This window comes from Herminiimonas arsenitoxidans (genome assembly GCF_900130075.1).
Lineage (GTDB): Bacteria > Pseudomonadota > Gammaproteobacteria > Burkholderiales > Burkholderiaceae_D > Oxalicibacterium > Oxalicibacterium arsenitoxidans.
In genome coordinates this window covers 3,747,827-3,768,354 of record NZ_LT671418.1, presented here as the reverse complement: position 1 = coordinate 3,768,354, position 20,528 = coordinate 3,747,827, and the positions used below count along the sequence as shown (strand labels likewise).

The 20,528-nt window shown below is 51.3% G+C and carries 16 protein-coding genes; 3 read left to right on the top strand and 13 right to left on the bottom strand.

What is annotated here, in order from left to right:
• Nucleotides 1-200: 200 nt before the first annotated feature.
• From BQ6873_RS17760 to BQ6873_RS17740, 5 genes are all read right to left on the bottom strand, one after another.
• Nucleotides 201-995: an enoyl-CoA hydratase/isomerase family protein gene (locus BQ6873_RS17760; RefSeq protein WP_076593852.1), complete on the bottom strand. Its 795-nt coding sequence runs from the start codon at nt 993-995 to the stop codon at nt 201-203.
• A 272-nt stretch (nt 996-1,267) separates the two neighbouring features.
• Nucleotides 1,268-3,760 carry an efflux RND transporter permease subunit gene (locus tag BQ6873_RS17755; RefSeq protein WP_076590817.1) on the bottom strand — a complete coding sequence of 831 codons (2,493 nt, stop codon included), beginning with the start codon at nt 3,758-3,760 and terminating at the stop codon, nt 1,268-1,270.
• 42 nt (nt 3,761-3,802) lie between these two features.
• Nucleotides 3,803-4,858, bottom strand: coding sequence for a WD40/YVTN/BNR-like repeat-containing protein (locus BQ6873_RS17750; protein ID WP_231949399.1), 1,056 nt, complete (start codon nt 4,856-4,858; stop codon nt 3,803-3,805).
• A gap of 139 nt (nt 4,859-4,997) precedes the next feature.
• Nucleotides 4,998-6,377 (bottom strand): DUF1329 domain-containing protein, encoded by a 1,380-nt coding sequence (locus tag BQ6873_RS17745; protein WP_076593850.1) that lies wholly within the window; start codon nt 6,375-6,377, stop codon nt 4,998-5,000.
• 69 nt (nt 6,378-6,446) lie between these two features.
• The gene (locus BQ6873_RS17740) at nt 6,447-8,117 is read right to left on the bottom strand and encodes a DUF1302 domain-containing protein (protein WP_076594211.1); all 1,671 of its coding nucleotides are present in this window, start codon (nt 8,115-8,117) and stop codon (nt 6,447-6,449) included.
• Nucleotides 8,118-8,536: 419 nt separating this feature from the next.
• On the opposite strand from BQ6873_RS17740, the gene BQ6873_RS17735 reads away from it, so the two are divergent.
• Both BQ6873_RS17735 and BQ6873_RS17730 read left to right on the top strand, forming a co-directional pair.
• A complete protein-coding gene (locus BQ6873_RS17735; protein WP_083664512.1) occupies nt 8,537-9,613 on the top strand; it encodes a glycerol dehydrogenase in 1,077 nt (358 codons plus the stop codon).
• Nucleotides 9,610-10,389: a DUF2889 domain-containing protein gene (locus tag BQ6873_RS17730; RefSeq protein ID WP_076593848.1), complete on the top strand. Its 780-nt coding sequence runs from the start codon at nt 9,610-9,612 to the stop codon at nt 10,387-10,389. Before BQ6873_RS17735 ends, BQ6873_RS17730 begins: the two co-directional genes overlap by 4 nt.
• 85 nt (nt 10,390-10,474) lie before the next feature.
• On the opposite strand, the gene BQ6873_RS17725 is transcribed toward BQ6873_RS17730, so the two are convergent.
• Together BQ6873_RS17725 and BQ6873_RS17720 are read right to left on the bottom strand one after the other, a co-directional pair.
• Entirely contained in the window at nt 10,475-11,515 is a 1,041-nt protein-coding gene (locus BQ6873_RS17725; RefSeq protein WP_076593847.1) for a Rieske 2Fe-2S domain-containing protein, read from the bottom strand.
• A gap of 107 nt (nt 11,516-11,622) precedes the next feature.
• Nucleotides 11,623-13,224, bottom strand: a complete 1,602-nt coding sequence (locus BQ6873_RS17720) for an MFS transporter (RefSeq protein ID WP_076593846.1) — start codon at nt 13,222-13,224, stop codon at nt 11,623-11,625.
• A gap of 274 nt (nt 13,225-13,498) precedes the next feature.
• Here BQ6873_RS17720 and BQ6873_RS17715 point away from each other — a divergent pair, with 274 nt between their 5' ends.
• Nucleotides 13,499-14,200: a TetR/AcrR family transcriptional regulator gene (locus tag BQ6873_RS17715; RefSeq protein ID WP_076593845.1), complete on the top strand. Its 702-nt coding sequence runs from the start codon at nt 13,499-13,501 to the stop codon at nt 14,198-14,200.
• Nucleotides 14,201-14,258: 58 nt separating this feature from the next.
• Here the strand turns inward: BQ6873_RS17715 and BQ6873_RS17710 are convergent, their stop codons facing one another.
• From BQ6873_RS17710 to BQ6873_RS17685, 6 genes are all read right to left on the bottom strand, one after another.
• On the bottom strand, nt 14,259-15,398 hold the full coding sequence (locus tag BQ6873_RS17710; protein WP_076593844.1) for an acyl-CoA dehydrogenase family protein: 1,140 nt from the start codon (nt 15,396-15,398) through the stop codon (nt 14,259-14,261).
• A 2-nt stretch (nt 15,399-15,400) separates the two neighbouring features.
• The gene (locus BQ6873_RS17705; protein WP_076593843.1) at nt 15,401-16,600 is read right to left on the bottom strand and encodes an acyl-CoA dehydrogenase family protein; all 1,200 of its coding nucleotides are present in this window, start codon (nt 16,598-16,600) and stop codon (nt 15,401-15,403) included.
• An 86-nt stretch (nt 16,601-16,686) separates the two neighbouring features.
• The gene (locus tag BQ6873_RS17700; RefSeq protein WP_076593842.1) at nt 16,687-17,904 is read right to left on the bottom strand and encodes an acyl-CoA dehydrogenase family protein; all 1,218 of its coding nucleotides are present in this window, start codon (nt 17,902-17,904) and stop codon (nt 16,687-16,689) included.
• Nucleotides 17,905-17,987: 83 nt separating this feature from the next.
• Nucleotides 17,988-19,094: an acyl-CoA dehydrogenase family protein gene (locus BQ6873_RS17695; RefSeq protein ID WP_076593841.1), complete on the bottom strand. Its 1,107-nt coding sequence runs from the start codon at nt 19,092-19,094 to the stop codon at nt 17,988-17,990.
• A 9-nt stretch (nt 19,095-19,103) separates the two neighbouring features.
• The gene (locus BQ6873_RS17690; protein ID WP_076593840.1) at nt 19,104-19,532 is read right to left on the bottom strand and encodes a Zn-ribbon domain-containing OB-fold protein; all 429 of its coding nucleotides are present in this window, start codon (nt 19,530-19,532) and stop codon (nt 19,104-19,106) included.
• Nucleotides 19,533-19,721: 189 nt separating this feature from the next.
• Complete coding sequence (locus BQ6873_RS17685; protein WP_076593839.1) at nt 19,722-20,528, bottom strand: enoyl-CoA hydratase-related protein; 807 nt, start codon at nt 20,526-20,528, stop codon at nt 19,722-19,724.

The window sequence follows — 20,528 nt, the reverse complement described above, 5'->3', positions numbered from 1 at the left end:
CACCATACACTTCTTTATGTGTGCTGATTGATGGTTGTACAGAGCACAATAAATGACAACTCATCATTTATTAAAGCACACGGACCTACCACTGTCAATTGACAATCACCATATCAAAATAGACATAGTGATCTGTGGCAAAGTCCGCTCCAATTACTCTCCATTTGCGGCAATTTCCATCAAATAGAAAGTAAATCAGATTACTTGCCCGTGAAAGCCGGTTTACGTTTTTCGCGGAATGCCGAAATCGCCTCTACGTGATCTGCGGTACGTGCAGCAACATTTTCGTATGCCATGCCAACATCCATCATGCTCGCAGCCATCTGGCGCAACGGCACATTGATGGTCGACTTGCTCCAGCGCAAAGATTGCGTCGGTAACGCCGCCAGTTTATCCACGTATTGATCGACATAAGCATCCAGCTCAGCAGCCGGCATAGCACCGTTGATCAGGCCGATCTTGGCCGCTTCCTTGGCATCAATCTTTTCACCAGTCAGTAAATAGTGTTTGGCACGTGCATAGCCAATCAGATGCGGCCAAATGATTTGACCGCCATCACCCGATGTCAGGCCAACGTTATTGTGTGGATCACCGAAGCGAGCAGTGTCAGCTGCAAAGATCATGTCGCAGAACAAGGCGACGGTTGAGCCCAAACCAATAGCATCGCCATTGATCTTACCGATGATAGGTTTGTCACATTCCAGCATGCCCATGACAACGCGTTTGGCTTCACGCACGCAACGATAGAACTCTTTCGGATTGTCGTACAACCACTGCATGTACTCAATATCCCCGCCAGCGCTGAAGGCACGACCTGCACCTGTCACAACGATGATTTCGCTCTCTGGATCTTCCACCACGTCGTAGAAAATATGCGACAACTCGGTATGTGACTCGCCATGAAAACTGTTCAGCGTATCCGGCTGATTGAATGTCAAGTACAGCACTTTGCCGCGTCGTTCAAAGCTAATAGTTTTGTATTCAGATAATTTCATCGTGATTCCTAATCGAAAAGTATGTCAACGAAAATGCTGTTTGCATGTCCCAAAATGGTAGATCGCTGGGCGCACTCAGGTCTTCGGCACAACCATCAACTTCAAGGTGCCGCGACGCCGATTTATTATAACTGACATTTCATCAGTTTTTAATAAATTAAATGCATGAATTGTTGAGCAGTGCATTGGCTGCCGTCGGCACACAACAAAAGTCGCAGACAAAAAAACAGCCGCAAATGCGGCTGTTAATTCCCTGAACTAGATCGTTATTATTAGTTATTCACAGAGAGGCCCGATATCATTGCCGAGCGGACGGATTCTTCGGTCTTGGCATCCTCCGCCTTGACGCCTTTCGCAGCCTTGGCATTGTCGCGATCAGCGCTAGTGCGCAACAGGAAATAAGACAAGGCAGGAATCAGGAGCAGCGCACCGACCATATTCCAGATGAACATAAAGGTCAGCAAGATTCCCATATCAGCCTGGAACTTGATCGGTGACCAAGCCCAGGTGATGACGCCGGCAGCCATCGTCATGCCGACCAACGCAACAATCTTGCCGGTGAAATCCAGCGAATGCGCATAAGCCTCTGCCAGCGTTGCCCCGCGACGTTGCATCGCCAACTGGATGCTCAACAGATACAAGGCATAGTCGACGCCAACGCCAACGCCGACTGCAATCACCGGCAGTACAGCGACCTTGATACCAATATTGAGCCAGACCATCAGCGCTTCGCACAGAATGGATGTCAACAGCAGTGGAATGATCGCCACCAGGGTTGCGCGCCAACTACGGAAGGTAATCAAGCACAACAGAGTCACTGCACCGTACAACACAAAGTGCATGGTCCAAAAACTCTTCTTGACTACGATGTTGGTCACCGCTTCAATACCGGCATTACCCGCAGCAAGCAAAAATTCGCGATCAGGAGAACCGTGTGCGGCAGAAAAAGCTTCCACTTCCTGCACTACGCGAGTTAGCGTCCCAGCCTTGTGATCGCTCAGATACGCAATCAGTGGCGTGACGGCACAAGTACGGTCAGCCAGATCAGGTCTATCCCCTTGGAAAATATTGAATGCCTGAGCGCGATTGTTTGCATTGCGAGAAATCGCCTGCCATTTAGGACTGCCTTCAAACATGCCCGAAGTTCCGCGGCGGATACCGTCAGCCAAGGAGAATGTAGTTTGCACGCCAGGTACCTGACGCAGTGCAGCGCCCAAACGGTCCGCTTCGACCAGCGTCGGATAGGAATAGCATTCGCCCTGCTTGGTCTTCAGCATCACCACAAACTGATCAGTAGAAAGACCGTAGTTGGCAGTAATGAACGCAACGTCTTTGTTGTATCGTGAGTCAGGCCGTAGTTCCGGTGCGCCGGGATCCAGATCGCCGATCTGAATATCCTTACGCACCACCATCGCCATGCTAGCCAGGCCGATTGCTATCAGAATAACAATGATGGCATTGCGCCGTTCGCACAAGCTGATCAGACCAGCGCGTATGAAACGGAAAATGCCTGTCGTCGCGGCCTTGTCCTCATTCATCACGCTACGTTTTGCCGCCTTTTCACTCACGCCGGTATAAGACAACATCACCGGGATCAGCACCAACTTGGTAAAAATCAACACTGTTACGCCGACGCTGGTGGTCAGTGCCATTTCACGTATCGCCGGAATATCAATAATCATCAGCACGGCAAAACCGACGATATTAGTCAACAATGCAGCAAGTCCGGCCATAAACAAACGTCGGAAGGTATAGCGTGCGGCAACATATTTATGAGTGCCGCGCCCGACATCCTGCATGATGCCGTTCATCTTTTGCGCGCCGTGCGACAAACCGATGGCAAAGATCAGGAACGGTACCAGTATCGAATACGGATCAAGCACATAGCCCATCAATTGCAGCAAGCCTAGCAACCACACCACACCGAGCAATGCCATCACCACCAGCAAAACGGTACTGCGTATGCAGCGCGTATAGAGCAACACAAACACGGCAGCAATCAGGGCGGACAAGCCGAAATACATCATCACGTCATACAGACCATCAATCAGATCGCCGGCCAATTTGGCGAAGCCGACGATGTGAACCTTGAACTTGTCGGTCTGCATCGAGCGGACTTCACGCTCCAACTGACGCGAGAATTCTGCATAGTCCAGTTGCGCACCAGTCTCCGGATTTTTCTCGACCAGCGGCACAAAGATCACCGAGGATTTCAGATTGTCAGCAACGAAACTACCGACGATACCGGCACGTGCGATATTGATCTGCAATTGCTTGGTCGAGTCTTCACTACCGTCCCAGCGCTCCGGCATGACGGCACCACCGCGATAGCCCTCTTCCGTAATCTCTGTCCAGCGCAGACTTGAAGTCCAGAGCCCGCGCATGAACGCGCGATCAACGCCAGGCATCAGATATACCTTGTCGTTAATGCTACGCAAGGTTTCCAGATAATCTTTATCGAAGATATCGCCACTGGTATTTTCCAGGGAGATACGAATCGAGTTGCCCATGCCGCGCAACGATTCGCGGTTCTCCATGTAATTCTTGATATACGGATGCGAGCCCGGAATCATTTTGTCGAAGCTGGCATTGACCGGCAGCTTGGAAGCATGCCATCCGAGAAATGCCGTCATCAGCACACAAATGCCAACCATGATGGCACGATGATTGAAAATAAATCGCTCAAGCCACGATCCGCTATTACGGTCGAACTTGCTCAAGTCCGTAATCACTGGCAAGTCAATTGACCGGTCCGATACTGCCATTTGGTGCTCCGTATAAGTTGATACTGTATGGATGACAGGCCGTTATTTCAGCTTGACTTGTTGTACGCCGGACAGGCCGACCACCACTACGTTATCTGTTCCCGTCGGCACAACGCCCGACAGCAAAGTAGGACGTGGGACACGTATGGACTTGAAATTGCGACCAGCATCGTCGCTAATCAAAAGATTGCCGGCCTGACTGGTCAGCAGCATGCGCCCGCGTCCAGCAGAAGCTGCAGCAGTCAGCGTCGACATCACACCAGTGTCGATTTTGCTCCATGTTTTCCCGGCATCGACCGAACGATAGGCATTGCCTTTCAGACCAGCCGCGACCACAGTGTCGCCATCGATCGCCAGGGTGAAATAACTACCTTGGTAACCAGTCTGTACCGGAACGAAGCGTTTGCGCTCGCGATCAAAGCGAAACACAATCCCCTTTTCCGACGCGATATAAATATTTTTACCATCAGAGCGGATAGCATTGAAATGCAGCAGCTCACCATATTCGACATCCTCGATGCGCGACTGCCAGCTCTTGCCGCCATCCGCGGTCGATAGCAAGGTACCGAAGGAACCACAGATAAAACCGTGCTGCGCGTCCTCAAACCAGACATCCAGCAAGGCCTGCTCCGGTCCATTTTCATAATTCAGTTTCATGTCCTGCAGCAAATGCTTGCTACTTTCATCGCCGCCATCGACAAGTTTCTGGAAGCGTGCGATCAACTGCGTAGCGGCCATACGGCCGTCAAACTGCTTGTTCCAATTTTTCCCGCCGTCTTCGCTATGTAACACGACGCCGTCATGCCCTACTGCCCAGCCTTGCAACGCCGTAGGAAAATTCACTGCCAGTAAATCAGAAGATACCGGGGAGCCTCGCTGCACCCAAGTCGTACCCGCATCTTCGGAAGTAATAATGAGACCACGTACACCAACCGAAATAAGACGATTGCCGGCTGCGGCTATTCCCGACAGCGGTGTGCTCGTGATCAGATGGGTAGCAGGAGCAGCGACATCAAGAGGATCCTTGAAACTGTCTGCGATGGAATAAGTGTGTACTACTGAAAGAACAACCGCGGCTGCTAATACGAATTTACGCAATTCCATAACTCCTTGCCAGGTACAGCACGAACAAGCTGAACATCCAATACTGCTCAGTCTGACACTTGCGTTCTTACTTGCTCTCTTAATGCGATCAGAGAAGGCGGCCGAATCCGGCGCGCCTTCCTGATTCAGTAAATTACCGCACTCCGCTACCAGCCATCGCGTCCGGTGTGAAGTAATTCGCTGGGCGTGGTGGCACTTTGTACCAGCCGGTATCCTCAGGACGATTTCCCGAAGGTTTGGACTGATTACCGTAAATGCCGCGGTTCAGATCGTAGAGCACATAATTGCCACCGCGCGGGCCTGGCCAGTCGTATTGCTGCCATACCGGCAAATGCATCAAGTGATGTACCTTGTCGGACTGATCCAGACTATAGTAGATGACTGGAATCCAGCTATCTTCGTCAACGTAGAAAACTTTCTTTTTCTGCACATGACGCTCACCAGCTTTCAAAGTTGCCTCGACCATCCAGGTTCTATGCAATTCCCAGCGGAAAAGATCCGGGTTCGCATGACCTTTTTTCATCGTGTCTTCAGTCGCAGCACTGATGAACTTGTAAGAGTTATATGGAACGTACATCTCTTTCTTGCCTATCAGTTTGAAATCGAACTTATCCATCTTGCCGTCAAAGCCGTTGATTTCATCGAAAATCAGAATGCCGCCCGATGTGGTCGATACCGTGTCGTACTTGAACTCAGGTGCCATACGTACACGGCGCTGTCCAGGCACATAGCTCCATGCAGCGGCATCTTTCAAATCAGTACGAAGATACTGATAACGCATCTGCTTGCCACCCATCTGAGATGCCGGATAGGTAGTCGAAGCGATCAACACCCAGAACGGCTTGCCATCCGGGATCGATGTCAGCGTATTGTCCCAGTATGGCGTCCAGTTCTCGATAGTTTGGTAAGACGTACGTGTATAGGTACCCGATGTATCCATCAAACCCGCGTCGATATTGCCCGTCATGTGGACTGGTTCGAATTTAACAAACGAATTCCACATCACCTCGTAACCGTTCTTCGGGATTGGAAACGGTACCTGTGCATGCGCGTCGGCAAGCCCCGGAGCAGTACCGACCAACTTCGGATTCATGACGCGCTTGATGGTATTTTCATATACCCAATCCTGGAAACACACCGAACGACGTGTTGGATAGATATCGATCGCCATGGTCGGGTAGCGCTTGAACAATTCCTTGGTCGCCTCATCCAGCTTGTCTGCATACTGACTCACATTGGCTGGCGTGATGCGGAACAAAGGCTTGTCGCTCGCATACGGATCAACATAAGGTGCGCCGCCAGCATCACCGCGGGTCGGTTTATATCCGGCCGGTGGTTTGCATAGACCGCCGTCCCATGCTGGAATCGTTCCTGCTTTATTACCTGCCTTCTCTGCACCAATAGGTGTCAGTGTCGTACCAAGCTGCTTCACTTCTTCCGCGGTGGGCGCGGCAAATACATGGCCGGCGACCAAAGCCGCGGCAATGACGATCAAACGCTTTGCATGCTGCATGAGCTGTCTCCTACTTTGCAAGGTGGGATGCGGGTGAAATTACCACCCGTCGTTATAAATTTCTTATTATCAGAAGGTTGTCTTAAACGTGAAAGACAGCCAACCGTGATTGTTTTGAACCGCGCCGCCATTCTGTGTCGACATGACTCCTAAAGCATTGGTTGCATACTGCGCATACGAATCCACGTAACGTAAGGAAAAATCGTAACGTGAATACAGCGTACCTGCAACACCGATGGAATAGGAAAGAGCGCCTTCATTACCACCACCGAGTGCAGCACCATTACCCTTGATCTGATACGCAACGGTAGTCGGCATCGACAGATCCCAACCTGGCATGGCTTGTGGCCACGACGGTGTGAAGTTGATGTTGGTACCCCAAGCATCTTTGGTGGAACATCCTGACCAAATACCCCCTGGAACACCACTAGGCGTTTTAGAACAAGCATAACCAATACCGTTAAAACGGTCGGCATGCGATGTTACCGACAGCAAACGACTATAGTTCAATTCGACGGATAGCGTACCACCGTCCCATAGTGCGCTCTTAGGCAAGAGATACACGCCGTTGACCAAGGCGTGCAAGGTATTACCGCGCGCACCTTCCGCCTCTTCATAAGTCAGGCTGGTACCATTCGCCGGTACAACACTAATATTCGAATTCAACGCCGTATTTTTACGATAGGAAATTTCCGAACCTAAACTCAAAGTATTGAGGTTCTTGGTAAAACTCATACCATACAATTCCGTATCACGTGCAAATGCCAGACGTATTGCGGAAGGTGCTGCAAGTGGCTGCGCTTGGGTTACTCCCCAAGGCAGTTTTTCATCGAACTTGCGGTAGTACAGGCCTACCGTACCATTCATCCACTCCGGACTCCATCGCGTGTTCAAACCAAAATCGCCACGATTCTTTGGACGGATATCAGGCCCATTCGGAATCAGAGGTGCCACATTCGCAAAATCAGATCTAGTCGCATCGCCAGTCGCGAAGTAGGTACCACCAGGAGCGAGGCGGTAAGGATTCCATGCAAACGCGTAATACGCGCCAACCGACACTTCGTCGGTTAAGGACCATTGCCCCGAAATCTGCTTCTGTGGCAAGAAGGTTTCTTTCGCTTCCACGCCAGGACTGGATGCTGCTTTGATGGTGTCTACCGGGCCTTGTGAATAAGCGATACTATTGCCGAGCGAGTACAGCGATTCACCCCAGTACACATTGTGCTGACCGGCTTTGACATTCAGCGATGTCGATCCCAAATCGAAACGACCAAACACAAATGCATCAAGAAACTCAGCCGACGGACCAACTACATAACGCTTGGCATAACCGTTGTATTCTCCGCCGCGATAATTACTCGGAAGTCCCAATGCCGGATTGGGCCACGAGCGACTACCGTAAGCACCATCTGCCCAGCCTGCCGCACTGACGCGAAAACCGTATTTTCCCTTGTACGTAAAATCGAACTCCGAAAGAATATCGAGGCGATTCGCCATCATGTCACCGCTTTTACCGCCACCTTCCGTTTCATCGTATCCAGAACTTTTGTAGAAAGCGGGATTACTATTCTCCGCACGCCAACCAGCGTTGTAACGTACCGTGTTATCCCAACGCATTTCAACATCGGTATTGTCTGTCGTTATGGCAGCAGCTTGGGCAACTCCACTTACCGCTGCTGCTACCGCAAATACCGACCAGATTGATAGTGCAATTCTGGTGGGCATCAGTCCTTTATTCATGTCCTTTTTCATTCTCCTCCGACTCCTTTTTATGGTTATCAACGCATCGGGAATTTCAAGACCAGCTTCGCTTGTCAGGCTTACTTTTTTCATTTTTAATTACTGACACATCATCAGTTTTTGTAGTAAGCCACAGATCGAAATTTGCGTCAATAGGAAATTCTCAATAATTGAGACATCCAAAAAAAAGAAAATAAATCCCGAAAAAAGAAAAAATATCGCAGCATTTTCTGCATATATTTTCCCTCATAAAAACAAAAAAACTGCTTGTATACTTGCTCTTCACAAAGCCAATGCAATTTGTGCATAGCAACATAAATCATCGCCGAACAAAAATAATTTAACCATCAGAGGATGATCTTTGATGATTTAATAACTGATAATATGTCTGTTATTAACCACTCTAAGAAAGTACGCTGATGCGAATTTTTGCAGCGACGCCTAGATACATTCAAGGCGCTGGGATTCTATCCGATCTTGGTAAGCACACTTCGCGATTAGGGCAACAACCGTTTCTAATTGCCGATAGCGCCGTATTGACGCTGCTAGGAAAACAAGTGAAATCCGCCATTAGTTCTGCAGGCATGTCACTTAGCATCGCAGAATTTCCTGGTGAAATTACGCACTCAATCATTGCTGATCTGACTGAACAAGCGCACGCTCATGGCTCGGATGTCGTCATTGGTGTCGGTGGCGGCAAGGCCATCGATGCAGCCAAAGGCGTTGCCTTATCACTCGACATACGCATGATTAGTGTGCCGACGATTGCATCCAATGACGGGCCTGCCAGTGCATCGATTGCCGTGTATGACGATCAGCATTTAATGGTCGATGTACTGCAATTAAAACAAAATCCTGATCTGGTGCTGGTAGACAGCGCCATCATTGCGCAAGCGCCATTACGTTTTTTTCTGGCGGGTATCGGTGATGCCATTTCCAAAAAATTTGAAGCTGAAGCTTGCGCTAAAGCCGGAGCAAAAACTTTATTCGGCGCGCAGGTTTCTCATACCGGCATGGCAGTGGCCGACGCTTGCTATCGATTGATACGCGAGCACGCACAGGCAGCGGTGACAGCAGTGCGTGAACAACGCGTTACACCGGAAGTTGAATCCGTCATTGAAGCCACTGTCTTGCTCAGCACATTGAGTTTTGAAAATGGCGGTTTGTCGATCGCACATGCCATCGCACGCGGTTATTCACACTTGCCGCGCGCAGCAGGTACGCTGCACGGCGATCACGTCGCCTACGGCTTGCTGGTACAGCTGGCATTGGAGCAAAGAGAGCCCGCGATGCTGAAAGACTTACTGGCGTTTTATCGCGACATCGGCCTACCTTATCGGCTCGCGCATTTTTGCAAAGGCGAACCAGATGCGAATGAAATCCAACTGCTCGCCGACAGCTCCATGCTGAGCCCTAGCGCTGCGCGCTTCACTCCCAAGGTAGATGCCGCGCAGTTGGCAAAAGCCATCATGCTAGTAGAGCAATTGGAAGTATGACTATTTCTGAGAATTTCCTTTCCCCTACATTCGGCAGTGGCTGCTATCGCCGACGCGTGATCCTGATTGCCGATAAACATGTAGTCACGGCGGCACTGGAAGACGACTACCATCACTTTGTCTTGCAGTTGCATCACGATGGCAGCCATGTCACCGGCATCACATCCGATGCGAAACGCTTTCCATGGAGCACCTGCCCATCTGCGTCACCCAAACTCCAGCAATTGATAGGCGCTCCCTTGTCGCATGAAGTTTTGCTCACACAAGCCGGTCTCGACGCACACACGCAGTGCACGCATCAGCTGGACCTTGCAGTAGCAGCCATTACGCAAGCGGTACGCGGCGGTCATCGGCAGTACGATGCTGTAGTCAGCGACGCACAGGGAGAACGCTGTACGGCAGTGCTCAGTGTGGATGGGCTAACAACTCTTGAATGGACGCTGGATGGCAGCACCATCATCGCCCCAGCGGCACAGGCAGGACTCAATCTGCGCAAGATCAACATGGCAGCTATGGCATTGCACGATATAGACGCGGTACAGGAACTGGGGCTATTGCGTCGCGCTGTGATGATTGCCGGTGGTCGCCGTTTCAACTTTGATCGTTTGGAAGATATGAGCATATTTGCAGAACGCATGACTGGCGCCTGCTTTGCCTTCCAGCCAGAACGTATTCCCTTGGCAAAACGCGCCAAGGGTTCGATACGTGATTTCACTATCAGACCAGAATTTCTTCTACAAGAATTTTCATCGCAGCCGAATAAACTGTCTTCTTGAAGCGACAAGCCTGCCGCTGTCGGCAAGGGCAAGCTTGTCATTCGCTTGAATGACTTGAGCTGAATTTACTGCAACCCAGCTTCGTTTATGTCGTCGCTTGACGCAAGGGCGATGTCGGCGGCACCCATTCCTGCTGTTCAATCGTGGCATCAGGATTAAATCGTTTGGACCAGGTACGTGCCTTGCGCCAGCCCGGCCATTCGCTTGCCGTCAGTGCCGGATCTTCTCTGAAAATCTGGTTGTGCCAGATATTAACGTCCTGCGGCAACGCTATTTTTGCCTCATTCAAGCGCTCTTCGTAAGCCGCCGGATTATCCTCGGTCTGACTGATCCAGTAAGTAGCAAAAATCTCTGCAGTGTCTTCATCAACCGGCGTAGAGTTAATGCAGACCACACGAACACCTACCGGCGTATGCTCGACATTAATACTGACGCCCATGCCAGACCAGTGAATGATGATGGTATTGAGCGTTGCATCTGCCGGCATCCGCCCTTCTGCCCAGCGACGGCCGAAACCAACCTTGGCACGCCACTCCCATTTCCCGATCTGCTCCGACAATACCGTAGGCGAATCCTTGGTATGGTGCGTGAATTTAAAATGGTGAGGATCAACGATATTTTCCAGCAACATCTGCGGATGCAAATGCAGATTAGGCCAGTGACTGCGTGCTTCTACACCGGGCGGATCAAACTTGAATTGCTGCACATGATCACCAAAATCATTCAAGGCATCAGGAACTTCCCACAGCGGGTCGCGACCTTGCACATCGTGCCAAAGATAGATGGAATCGTTTTTTTCAAGGACATGCCAGACCTTCAACTGCCGTGTACGATTGGGCGCATCTTCCTGATAAGGAATGCGTGCGTTACGACCATCCGGCCGCCATACCCAGCCATGGAAAGGACAGGCTATCCCATCATCAACTACACAGCCGCCATGTCCAAGATGCGCGCCCAGATGCTTGCAATGCGCCTCCATGATGCGGAGCTTTCCCTGCTTGCAACGAAACGCAACCAGATCTTCACCAAAATAACGTAATGGCTTTACTGTGCCAATGACAAAATCGGCAGACCAGCCAACCTGAAACCAGCCCGTCAACTTCATGTTCAAACTTGCATGAATCATTATGTCTCTCCTTATTTTTACTATCGTCTTATGAATAGCTAGTAAGTGATGCATGAGCTGAAAACTGTGGGACCAGCACGAAACGCTTTCCCTTGTTTGGAATATTTCTATGTAGGCTCTGGCTCAGCAACAAAATATGAAACCAGCGGTTCAGCATTTCCTTCATGCATCGCCCACAATTGTTTTTCGGTTTCGATATCAGCTACCGTGGCGCGATTGCGTTGTCGTAAATACTGATCCCAGGAGTCGACCAAAAAACGTTCGACATATACGTCTTCCTGCTCCAGATCGCGATAGACCCGCCAAAAGCTGGCACCATCGCGGCGCCGCACTTTGCCAAACGCATGTAAACGACGCAGGAAATCGACACGACTGGCTGCTGCGATCTGATACCGCACCTGAATCGCAACCGGAGCATTAGTCGGTACCTGCACATCAGCCAACGCGATATCGCTCGCCATTGATACATCTTCTGACTGCGTTGCCTCTGCATCATTGACGATGCGTGCCGGTCGACGCTGCATGATCCATAACACCAAACCCATCAGCGCGGCACTAGCCAGCAGCGTATGCGAGGCTCCCAATTTATCAGCGACGCCTCCCCAGAATGCACTGCCTATCGCCATCGCTCCTTGAAACGCCAGCATATAAATGGAAAGAACACGTGCACGTATCCAAAGCGGCACCGAGGATTGCAAGGTAATCATGTTGGTATTACCTACACACAACCAGGCGACGCCAGCCACGAACAATGCAATGCAGACGATGATCATGTTCGCTACTAATGCTGCCGTCAGCATGGCAGCGGCATACAGCACGACAGCGATGGCCATCATGCGATTCATTTCCAGCAATGAACGCAAACGCGGTAACATCACTGCGCCAACTACCGAACCAACGCCCATACTGCCCAGCAACAAACCGTAGCCGCTGGCACCACTATCAAGCTCACCAATGGCAATCAATGGCAATAACGCCCATAAAGAACTCGATACACCAACGAATGCGGCAGTACGTAAGACCTGTGTTTTAACCACGTCTGAATGACGCACATAACGCACAGCGCTATGCAATCCAGACCACAAGTTTTCCGGTGGGAGATTGCTGCGCCGTTGTGTATTTTTCCAGAACAACAGTACTGCCAGCGCAGCCAACAACAAGAGCACACTGCTGATAAACACCAGTTGCACACCCTGTGATGCCACCACGACGCCAGCCAAGGCCGGCCCCACCGCACGCGCAGAACTGTACGACACCGACGTTAAAGACATAGCCGATAGCAGCAGCGGGCGTGGCACGGCTTCAGTTTGCGAGATGTACCAGGCAGGTCCTTGCAGAGCAAAGCCGGTACCAAGACAGAAAGTGAAAAACAATAGCCACCAAGGCCCCATCTGCCCCGACCAGAACAACAGGCAGAGTGCAGCTGCAATCGCAACCATGAAGCCAAGAACGGCAATCAGATAGCGACGACGATCAATCAGATCAGCCATGACGCCCGACGGCAATGCAAAGATAAATGACGGCAGAGCGCTGGCCGTTTGAATCAATGCCACCATCAGCGGTGAAGCATGCAAGGAAACCATCAACCATGCCGCCGCAACACTATGCATCCAGATTGTCAGATTGACCGCTACGCTCGCCAGCCATAACCAGCGAAAGCTGGTACTACTCAGGGCACTCCATAGGCGCTTATCTCGTTCCGTACTCACAGTCTGCTCTCCTGCTGCTTTATTGGTTTATTCGCTACTTTTATTGACGCGCATTGCCCTGACAAGCTATCGCTCCATCTTTAATCGGCACAGGATATTTGTGCCGAAAATGCTTTCTGATATAAAGTTCAGTGGCTGATACGGGCAAAAAGTGAGGCGCTTGCACCAAACCCTTGCCTTGCCAACGCCATTACGTTATAAATAAATCATAGTCAGCTTCGTTTCAAAGCAGTCTCAACGTCAAACCCACAACTAAAAACATAGCGGAAGCCCCATGAACATTGAAGTAACAAAAAACAAACAAGGCCAAACACTAGGACGTAAAGGGCAAGAAACTCGAACCAAACTGATGGAAGCAACACGTCAATTGCTCTCCATCCAATCACCAGTCGAACTAACTGCTGTCTCCATCGCCGCCGCCGCCGGCACTTCTCCGGCCAGTTTTTACATGTACTTCGACGACACCAAAGACATCCTGTTTGCTCTAAGTGAAATTGCCGGAGAAGACATGGCTGCAATCCATTCGATTTTCGATGAACCGTGGTCTGCCGAAAACATCGAAGGACAAATGATCAAAGTCGTCAATTCGGTCAATGAGGTTTGGTCGAATCATCGCGAAGTACTACAGTTCCGCAACATGGAAGCAGACCGCGGCGATCCACGTTTCGAAGAACTGCGCATGAATACTTATGTGCCCTTCATCGAACGCTTTGCTCAGCGCATCATGGCGTTCAACCCTGCGCAAGGCACTCGCCGTCGCGCCGACATCTATGCAGAGGCAACCATCTTGCACGCTGCGATGGAGCGCCTCGCAGCAACCGAACCATCGGTCATGGAGAAAGGCCTGGGCCTCAAACGCATTACCAACAATCTGGCACGCATTGCGGCGCTCGTACTGTCTTCAGGCATCCCGCTCGAAGTACTAGAACCTGTCAAGGCAATACCAATAACTCGCGCCAAAGCAAAGCCACGCTAATAAACTTGCAGTACTCCCAGAGACGCCAAACCTTTCAAAGGTTTGGCGTCTCTGGGAATTAACACACTTGCAGACGCTCGGCTTCTGCTAGGCGCTCCAGATGAAAATGCGAACTGCCCAGCGCATACTCGATCGCAGTCATTCTCTTGAAGTAGTGACCAATGACATACTCTTCAGTCACACCAATTCCACCGTGCAGTTGTATGGCCTGACCGCAAACAAACTTGCCACTACGACCGACATGCACTTTGGCCGCCGACAAGGCTCGCCCCCGCAACACCGGATCAGCATTCATAGACGCCAGCGCTCTGTGTACCATCCCGCGTGATAATTCAAGCTCAGTAAGCATCTCACTCATGCGATGTTGCAATGCCTGAAAGGTACTGAGTGCGACGCCGAATTGTTTGCGCGTCCGCAGATAGTCCCGCGTTATCCATAAGGATTTTTCCATCAAACCTATGGCTTCGGCGCATAGTCCCAGCATGCCGTGTGCATAACCACTCTCCACTGCAGGAAAAGCTGCTCCGATCTCACCTAGGACATCAAATCCGGATACTTCCACATCATTCAAATCGATATCCGCACACCAGCGATTATCGATAAGACGTGTTGCATGCACACTCAAGCCCGGCGCGTCGCGTTTGACTACAAACAAACTGATACCAGAGCGATCAGACGTTGCGCCAGACGTGCGTGCCGAGACGATAAATCGATCAGCAGCATTCCCACCTATCACTAATGACTTGTTGCCATTAAGGTGCCATTTCTTGTCTGTAAATATTGCTGTTGTGGCGACATGTTCAATCATGCCGAGAGCTCCTGCCTCACCGTGCGCTAACACTGGGCGCGCCTGACCTTCGGCCAGTTCGGACAACATATCTGCGGCTCTATCGTCTCCACTAGCCATGATGGTTTGTGCGGTCAATACTGCAATCGCCCAGAACGGTTCCACACACAAAGCACGACCAAGCTCTTCCATCAAGATCGCTGTCTCAATCGCTGAACCACCGAAGCCACCATATTCTTCCGGCAAGGACATGCCCAACCAACCTAGTTCGGCGAACGTATTCCAGTGCGTCACATCGAAGCTACCGCGTGCAATCAAAGATGATCGGCTGTCAAAGGCGCAATGATCCTCCAAAAAGCGTCGCGCGCTGTCTTGCAGCATTTGCTGTTCTTGCGTCAGTTGAAAGTCCATGCTTAAAGCTCCAGGAATGAACGTGCAATGATGGTGCGCTGTACTTCGTTGGCACCGCCATAGATAGTCGTAGCGCGACGATACATATAGTCGGCCAGTACACCGGGAGCATGCGCCGGCCCTGGCGGCCAGCTTGCGACTTCCAGCGCAGCATCATGCGGATGTTCATAAAAATATGCGCCGTAATCACCCAAGGCCTCGACCTGCATCTCGCCTATTTTTTGCAACAACTCAGAACCGCGCACCTTCAACAGCGATCCGACCGGTAATGCGGTGCTGCCTCCCTTGCGCTCATACAGGGCGCGCAGCGTCAACCACTCCAGTGCCTGCAAATCTATATCCAACTGCGCTAGGCGTGCTGCAAAACCCGGTGTATCGATCAAGCGTTGCCCCTGCGCATTGGCCTTGTTCGACATTGTGCGCAGCTGCTCCAGATTGCGCTTGTTGCGCGGCCATTCGGCACTAAAGGCACGCTCCAGATCAAGCAAATGCTTGGCGTAACTCCAGCCTTTACCCTCTTCCCCGACCAAGTATTTCGCAGGAGTACGCACATCGTCGAAGAAGACTTCATTCAAGCTATAGCCTTCGCCGATATCAATGATGGGACGGATCGTGATGCCTGGCGCATGTCTATCCACCAGCAACATGGAAATACCGCGCTGACGCGCTTCCGGATCTGTCTTGACCAACATGAAAATCATGTCCGCCGACTCGACGAAAGATGTCCATATCTTCTGACCATTGATGACGTAGTCATCGCCATCACGCACCGCACGAGTCGACAACGAACCCAAATCTGAACCAGCGTTAGGTTCTGAAAAACCCTGCCCCCAGTACACATCACCATTAAGTATGCGTGGCCCGAATTCCCGTTTCATTTCCTCGCTGCCGAAAGTCATGATGACCGGGCCTATCATTTTGAAACCGGCGGTATCAACTGTCGGCGCACCCGCCATGAAACACTCTTCGTCAAAGATGAATTGACGCACTGGCGACCAGCCTGGTCCACCCCATTCGCGCGGCCAGTTCGGCCCCGACCAACCTTTTTTGTTAAGTACCTTGGTCCATGCGCGCATATCATCACGCAAGAAATGAAAGCCGCGTGAATTGCGTTCGGCCATATCCGCAGACAAATTTTCACGCAGAAAACTGCGCACTTCTTCTCTAAAGGCAACATCGGCGGGATCGATGTCAAAATTCATGGAACACTCCAAAAGACAAAATTAATCTAGCGGATATGCAAGCCATATCCGTTACCTATTTCGTGTACATGCCGATACTGTGGCGCTCAGCTTTGATTGAAAGGCAAACCCTTATCAGGTCGATAATCCTGAGGCAATCCGAGTATGCGTTCAGCCAAGGTATTGATCAGTACCTCGTCAGTGCCGCCGGCAATACGCAAAATCGGATCCATGTAAGCGCGAGTGAAATTTCGCGTGGAAGAAACTTCTTCCGGCATAGAGACACCACCAGCGCCGAGCAAGTCGACTGCCAATGCGCCGAGACGCTGCCGTGTACGTCCCAGCAATAATTTGCGGATCGCGCCTTCCGGTCCGGGCATCTTGCCCTGCGCCATCGCGGTGATCGCCCTGCGATGGATAGAACGCAAACCTTGACGTTCGATGAAAGCCTGAGCAATCGCAGCGCGCACTTCTCCATCCTGCAATGCAGAGACACCATTGATACGTGATTTGGCCGCAAGTTCGACAAACGCCTCCAGCGTCGGTCCATAACCCGATTCATCGGTGACCGCATAACGCTCTATCATCAAGGTTTCGACCGCTACCTTGAAGCCGCCACCCACAGCACCCAAGCGTTGGCTATCCGGGATAAACACGTTATCGAAAAACACCTCATTCAAATCAGCTTCATCTACCATGCGGCGTATACCGCGCACAGTGACGCCGGGTGATTTCATATCAACGTAAAAATAAGTCAGCCCCGAGTGTTTGGGAACAGTTGGATCGGTACGCGCGATAATGACGCCCCAATCAGCGAGTTGCGCCCAACTGGTCCAGACCTTCTGCCCATTCAGCAGCCAGCCATCATCTTTGCGCTCTGCTTTCAAACGCAAGGCCGCAAGATCAGACCCTGCAGCGGGCTCGGAGAACAATTGGCACCAGATCTGTTCGCCACGAATCGCTGGTGGCGCCAATCGCAGACGCTCCTCTTCAGGCGCATAACGCAACATGATAGGCAGAGGATTACTCAGGCTGATGCTGAAGTAGAGAAGAGGTAAGTCATAGCGCATCTCTTCTTCACAGAAGACTATTTTTTCAAGTTCGCTGCGACCACCACCACCGTATTGCTTCGGCAAGGTTAACGCTGCATAGCCATGCTCAGCCTTGCATGCTTGCCAGGCCCGTGCCAATGCGACATCTTCATCAAAACTCAATCCCTCGCGGGCAGCACCGGAATAACGTGGCGCATGCTGCGCCAGCCAAGTGATCGCGTTTTCCCGATAAATCTGAAGATGCAGACCATCTGTGCCATCCAATGGATTCATTGGTCTCCTCCCATTTTTATACTCGTTGTTTTTACTTGTGGTTTTTGCTCGTTACTTGCGCTTATAGATCTGCCTGATACAAATCACGCAAGATTTCCGATTCCTGATTCGCTCAGTAGACGCTCTCGCCAAACGACTGCGCAACCAAGCTCCACCGCCAACGCGCGCGAACGACGATAGTGATGATGCGGCATGGCTTCCCAGGTAACCCCGATGGCACCGTGTGTTTGAATATTTTCTCGTGCAGCGATTTCGTAAGCGTCGATTGCACCGACTCGTGCGGCTGCAGCCAAAGCCTTCCACGACACATCGCCATGCTCCAAAGCAGCCAACGCATCCAAGGCGCAGCCGCGCGCAATTTCGATACGTACGTACATATCTGCCAGCTTGCTCTTGATCGATTGGAAGCGACCAATAGGCTGCCCGAATGCCTTGCGCTCTAGCGCATAATCACGCGCCATCTCAAGACAAATCTGCGCACCGCCCAACTGTTCGAACGCTGTCACCAGCGCAGCGGCACTAGCGATTTCCCATAACTGAGCAACAGCAGCATCGCCGCTTACCAAGCTGTACGCTGCCGCAGCATCAAATCGCAACGCAGCGTAAGCACGGCTGTTGTCGATCGTCGCTTCCAGCGTGCGTGTAACGCCAGACTGATTCAGAGCAACGAGAATCAGATGCAGCACTCCATCCTGCTGCGCCGGCACCAATGCATAATCTGCACTTGCCGCAAAAGCAGTAATTGTCGTCTGTCCGTTCAGCTTTCCGTCCTTGTATGCAATCACAGGATGCAGCGCCAGTCCGACATCGCCCTCTTCTTGCACAATCAAACAGGCTTGTTGTTCCCCACTAACCAGCGACAAAGCGACTTCTTTTTGCTCATTGCTAGTACCACTGTTCAGCACCAATCGAGCGACACTGGCTGACATTAACAACGGCAAGGAAACTGCTTTTCGTCCCAGTTCTTCGGCAAGTACACACAGGCCACTCCATCCAAGTCCGATACCGCCGTGCTCTTCTGCGTGCAAGATGGCAGGCCAACCCAAGTCAATTGCGCTTTGCCAGGTTTGGCGATCCAGAGTGCCGGGCTGCTCCAGTAACTTTTTCAGATATTCCGGCTGAGCGGCATCATCGAGAAAACGTCGCGCCTGATCTCGGATGATGTCGAGCTCATCTTGATGTTCGTTCATGCTATCCCCTCATTTCGCAGCGACTGCCGAGCCGCCGGAAATCGGTGTAAACAAAGGCAGGAAAACATCTTCGATATGTTCGAATTTCACCTGCACACGTTGCCCGATATGTATTTCAGCTATCGGCACTCCAACAATATTGGTCGTCAGGTTCAATCCCTTTTGTTCATCCAAATTAACGATCGCAACAGCGTATGGCACCTCGACACCAGGCAACCAAGGCTGGTGATTGATCGTCAGCGCCGCAATGGTGCCTAGGCCTGACAATGCTTCAGGAGCAATATTGCGGCTCATGCAGTGTGGACAATTGACGCCTGCCGGATGCAACCATTTGCGGCAATCCTGGCAACGTTGCATACGCAACTTGCCATCGGCGCCGCTGGTCCAGAAAAAGGTATTAAGTTCATTCAACTGCGGAAGAGGCCGGAAGGAAGTCATCGCGTATGTTCTTCAAAAAAGTTGAATCGGAAATATCCTGAAAAGACTTGTTCAAGCTGAATCATTTAAAAACTGTCATATCGTCAGTTTTTATAATACCACGATCTTTACGGTCACAATATGCAATCTGCATCAAGAAACAACACGAACGAAGATGTGCGCTACGGCTGTTGCTGCAATCTCTATAAATTACCGCCCACGCCAGGACGGTGTGCGCTTTTCCTGAAAAGCCAGCAAGCCCTCTTTCAAGTCCGTGCTTTGCATCAATCGCTCACCTGCAGCCATCATCATGGCGCGCAACTCATGTTCATTGTTATCCGCCGCTTTTCGTGCAATAGCCAGACTTTCCATCACAGCCAACGGTGCGTTGGCTGCAACCGCCTCAGCCAGTAAGATGGCACGCGTCAGCACTTCCGTATCGGCAACTACGTGATTGATCATGCCATGTGTATGTGCCAGCGTTGCAGTGATAGGTTTAGCAGTCAGAAGCAACTCCATTGCCAACGCCCGTGGCAAGCTACGCACTGCCCGGAAAACACCACCAGCGGCAGCCAGCAAACCATAGCTCACTTCAGGCAAGCCAAATAAGGTGCTCTCCCCTGCGACTACCATGTCGCACGCCAATGCGAATTCCATACCGCCGCCCAGCGCTGCACCGCGTACCGCTGCGATCCATGGCTTGCGTCGTTGCGCATGAATGAAGCCACCCATGCCAGCATTACCGATGGCGATATCGTTGCCGCGACCATTTGCAATGTCCTCAAGATCAGCGCCTGCAGAAAAACACTTACCTCCAGCGCCGGTCAGCACCACAGCCCGCACGCTGTCATCCAACTCGGCTTCCCGCACCACGGCCGCCAATCTGTGCGAAGCAGCGACATTAATGGCATTGCGCTTGTCAGGACGATTGATGGTGACGAGCAACACATGCCTGCCTACTCGCTCCGTCAATATCAGGTGCTGGTCTGTAATCACGGATTCTGCTTTTGCAGACAT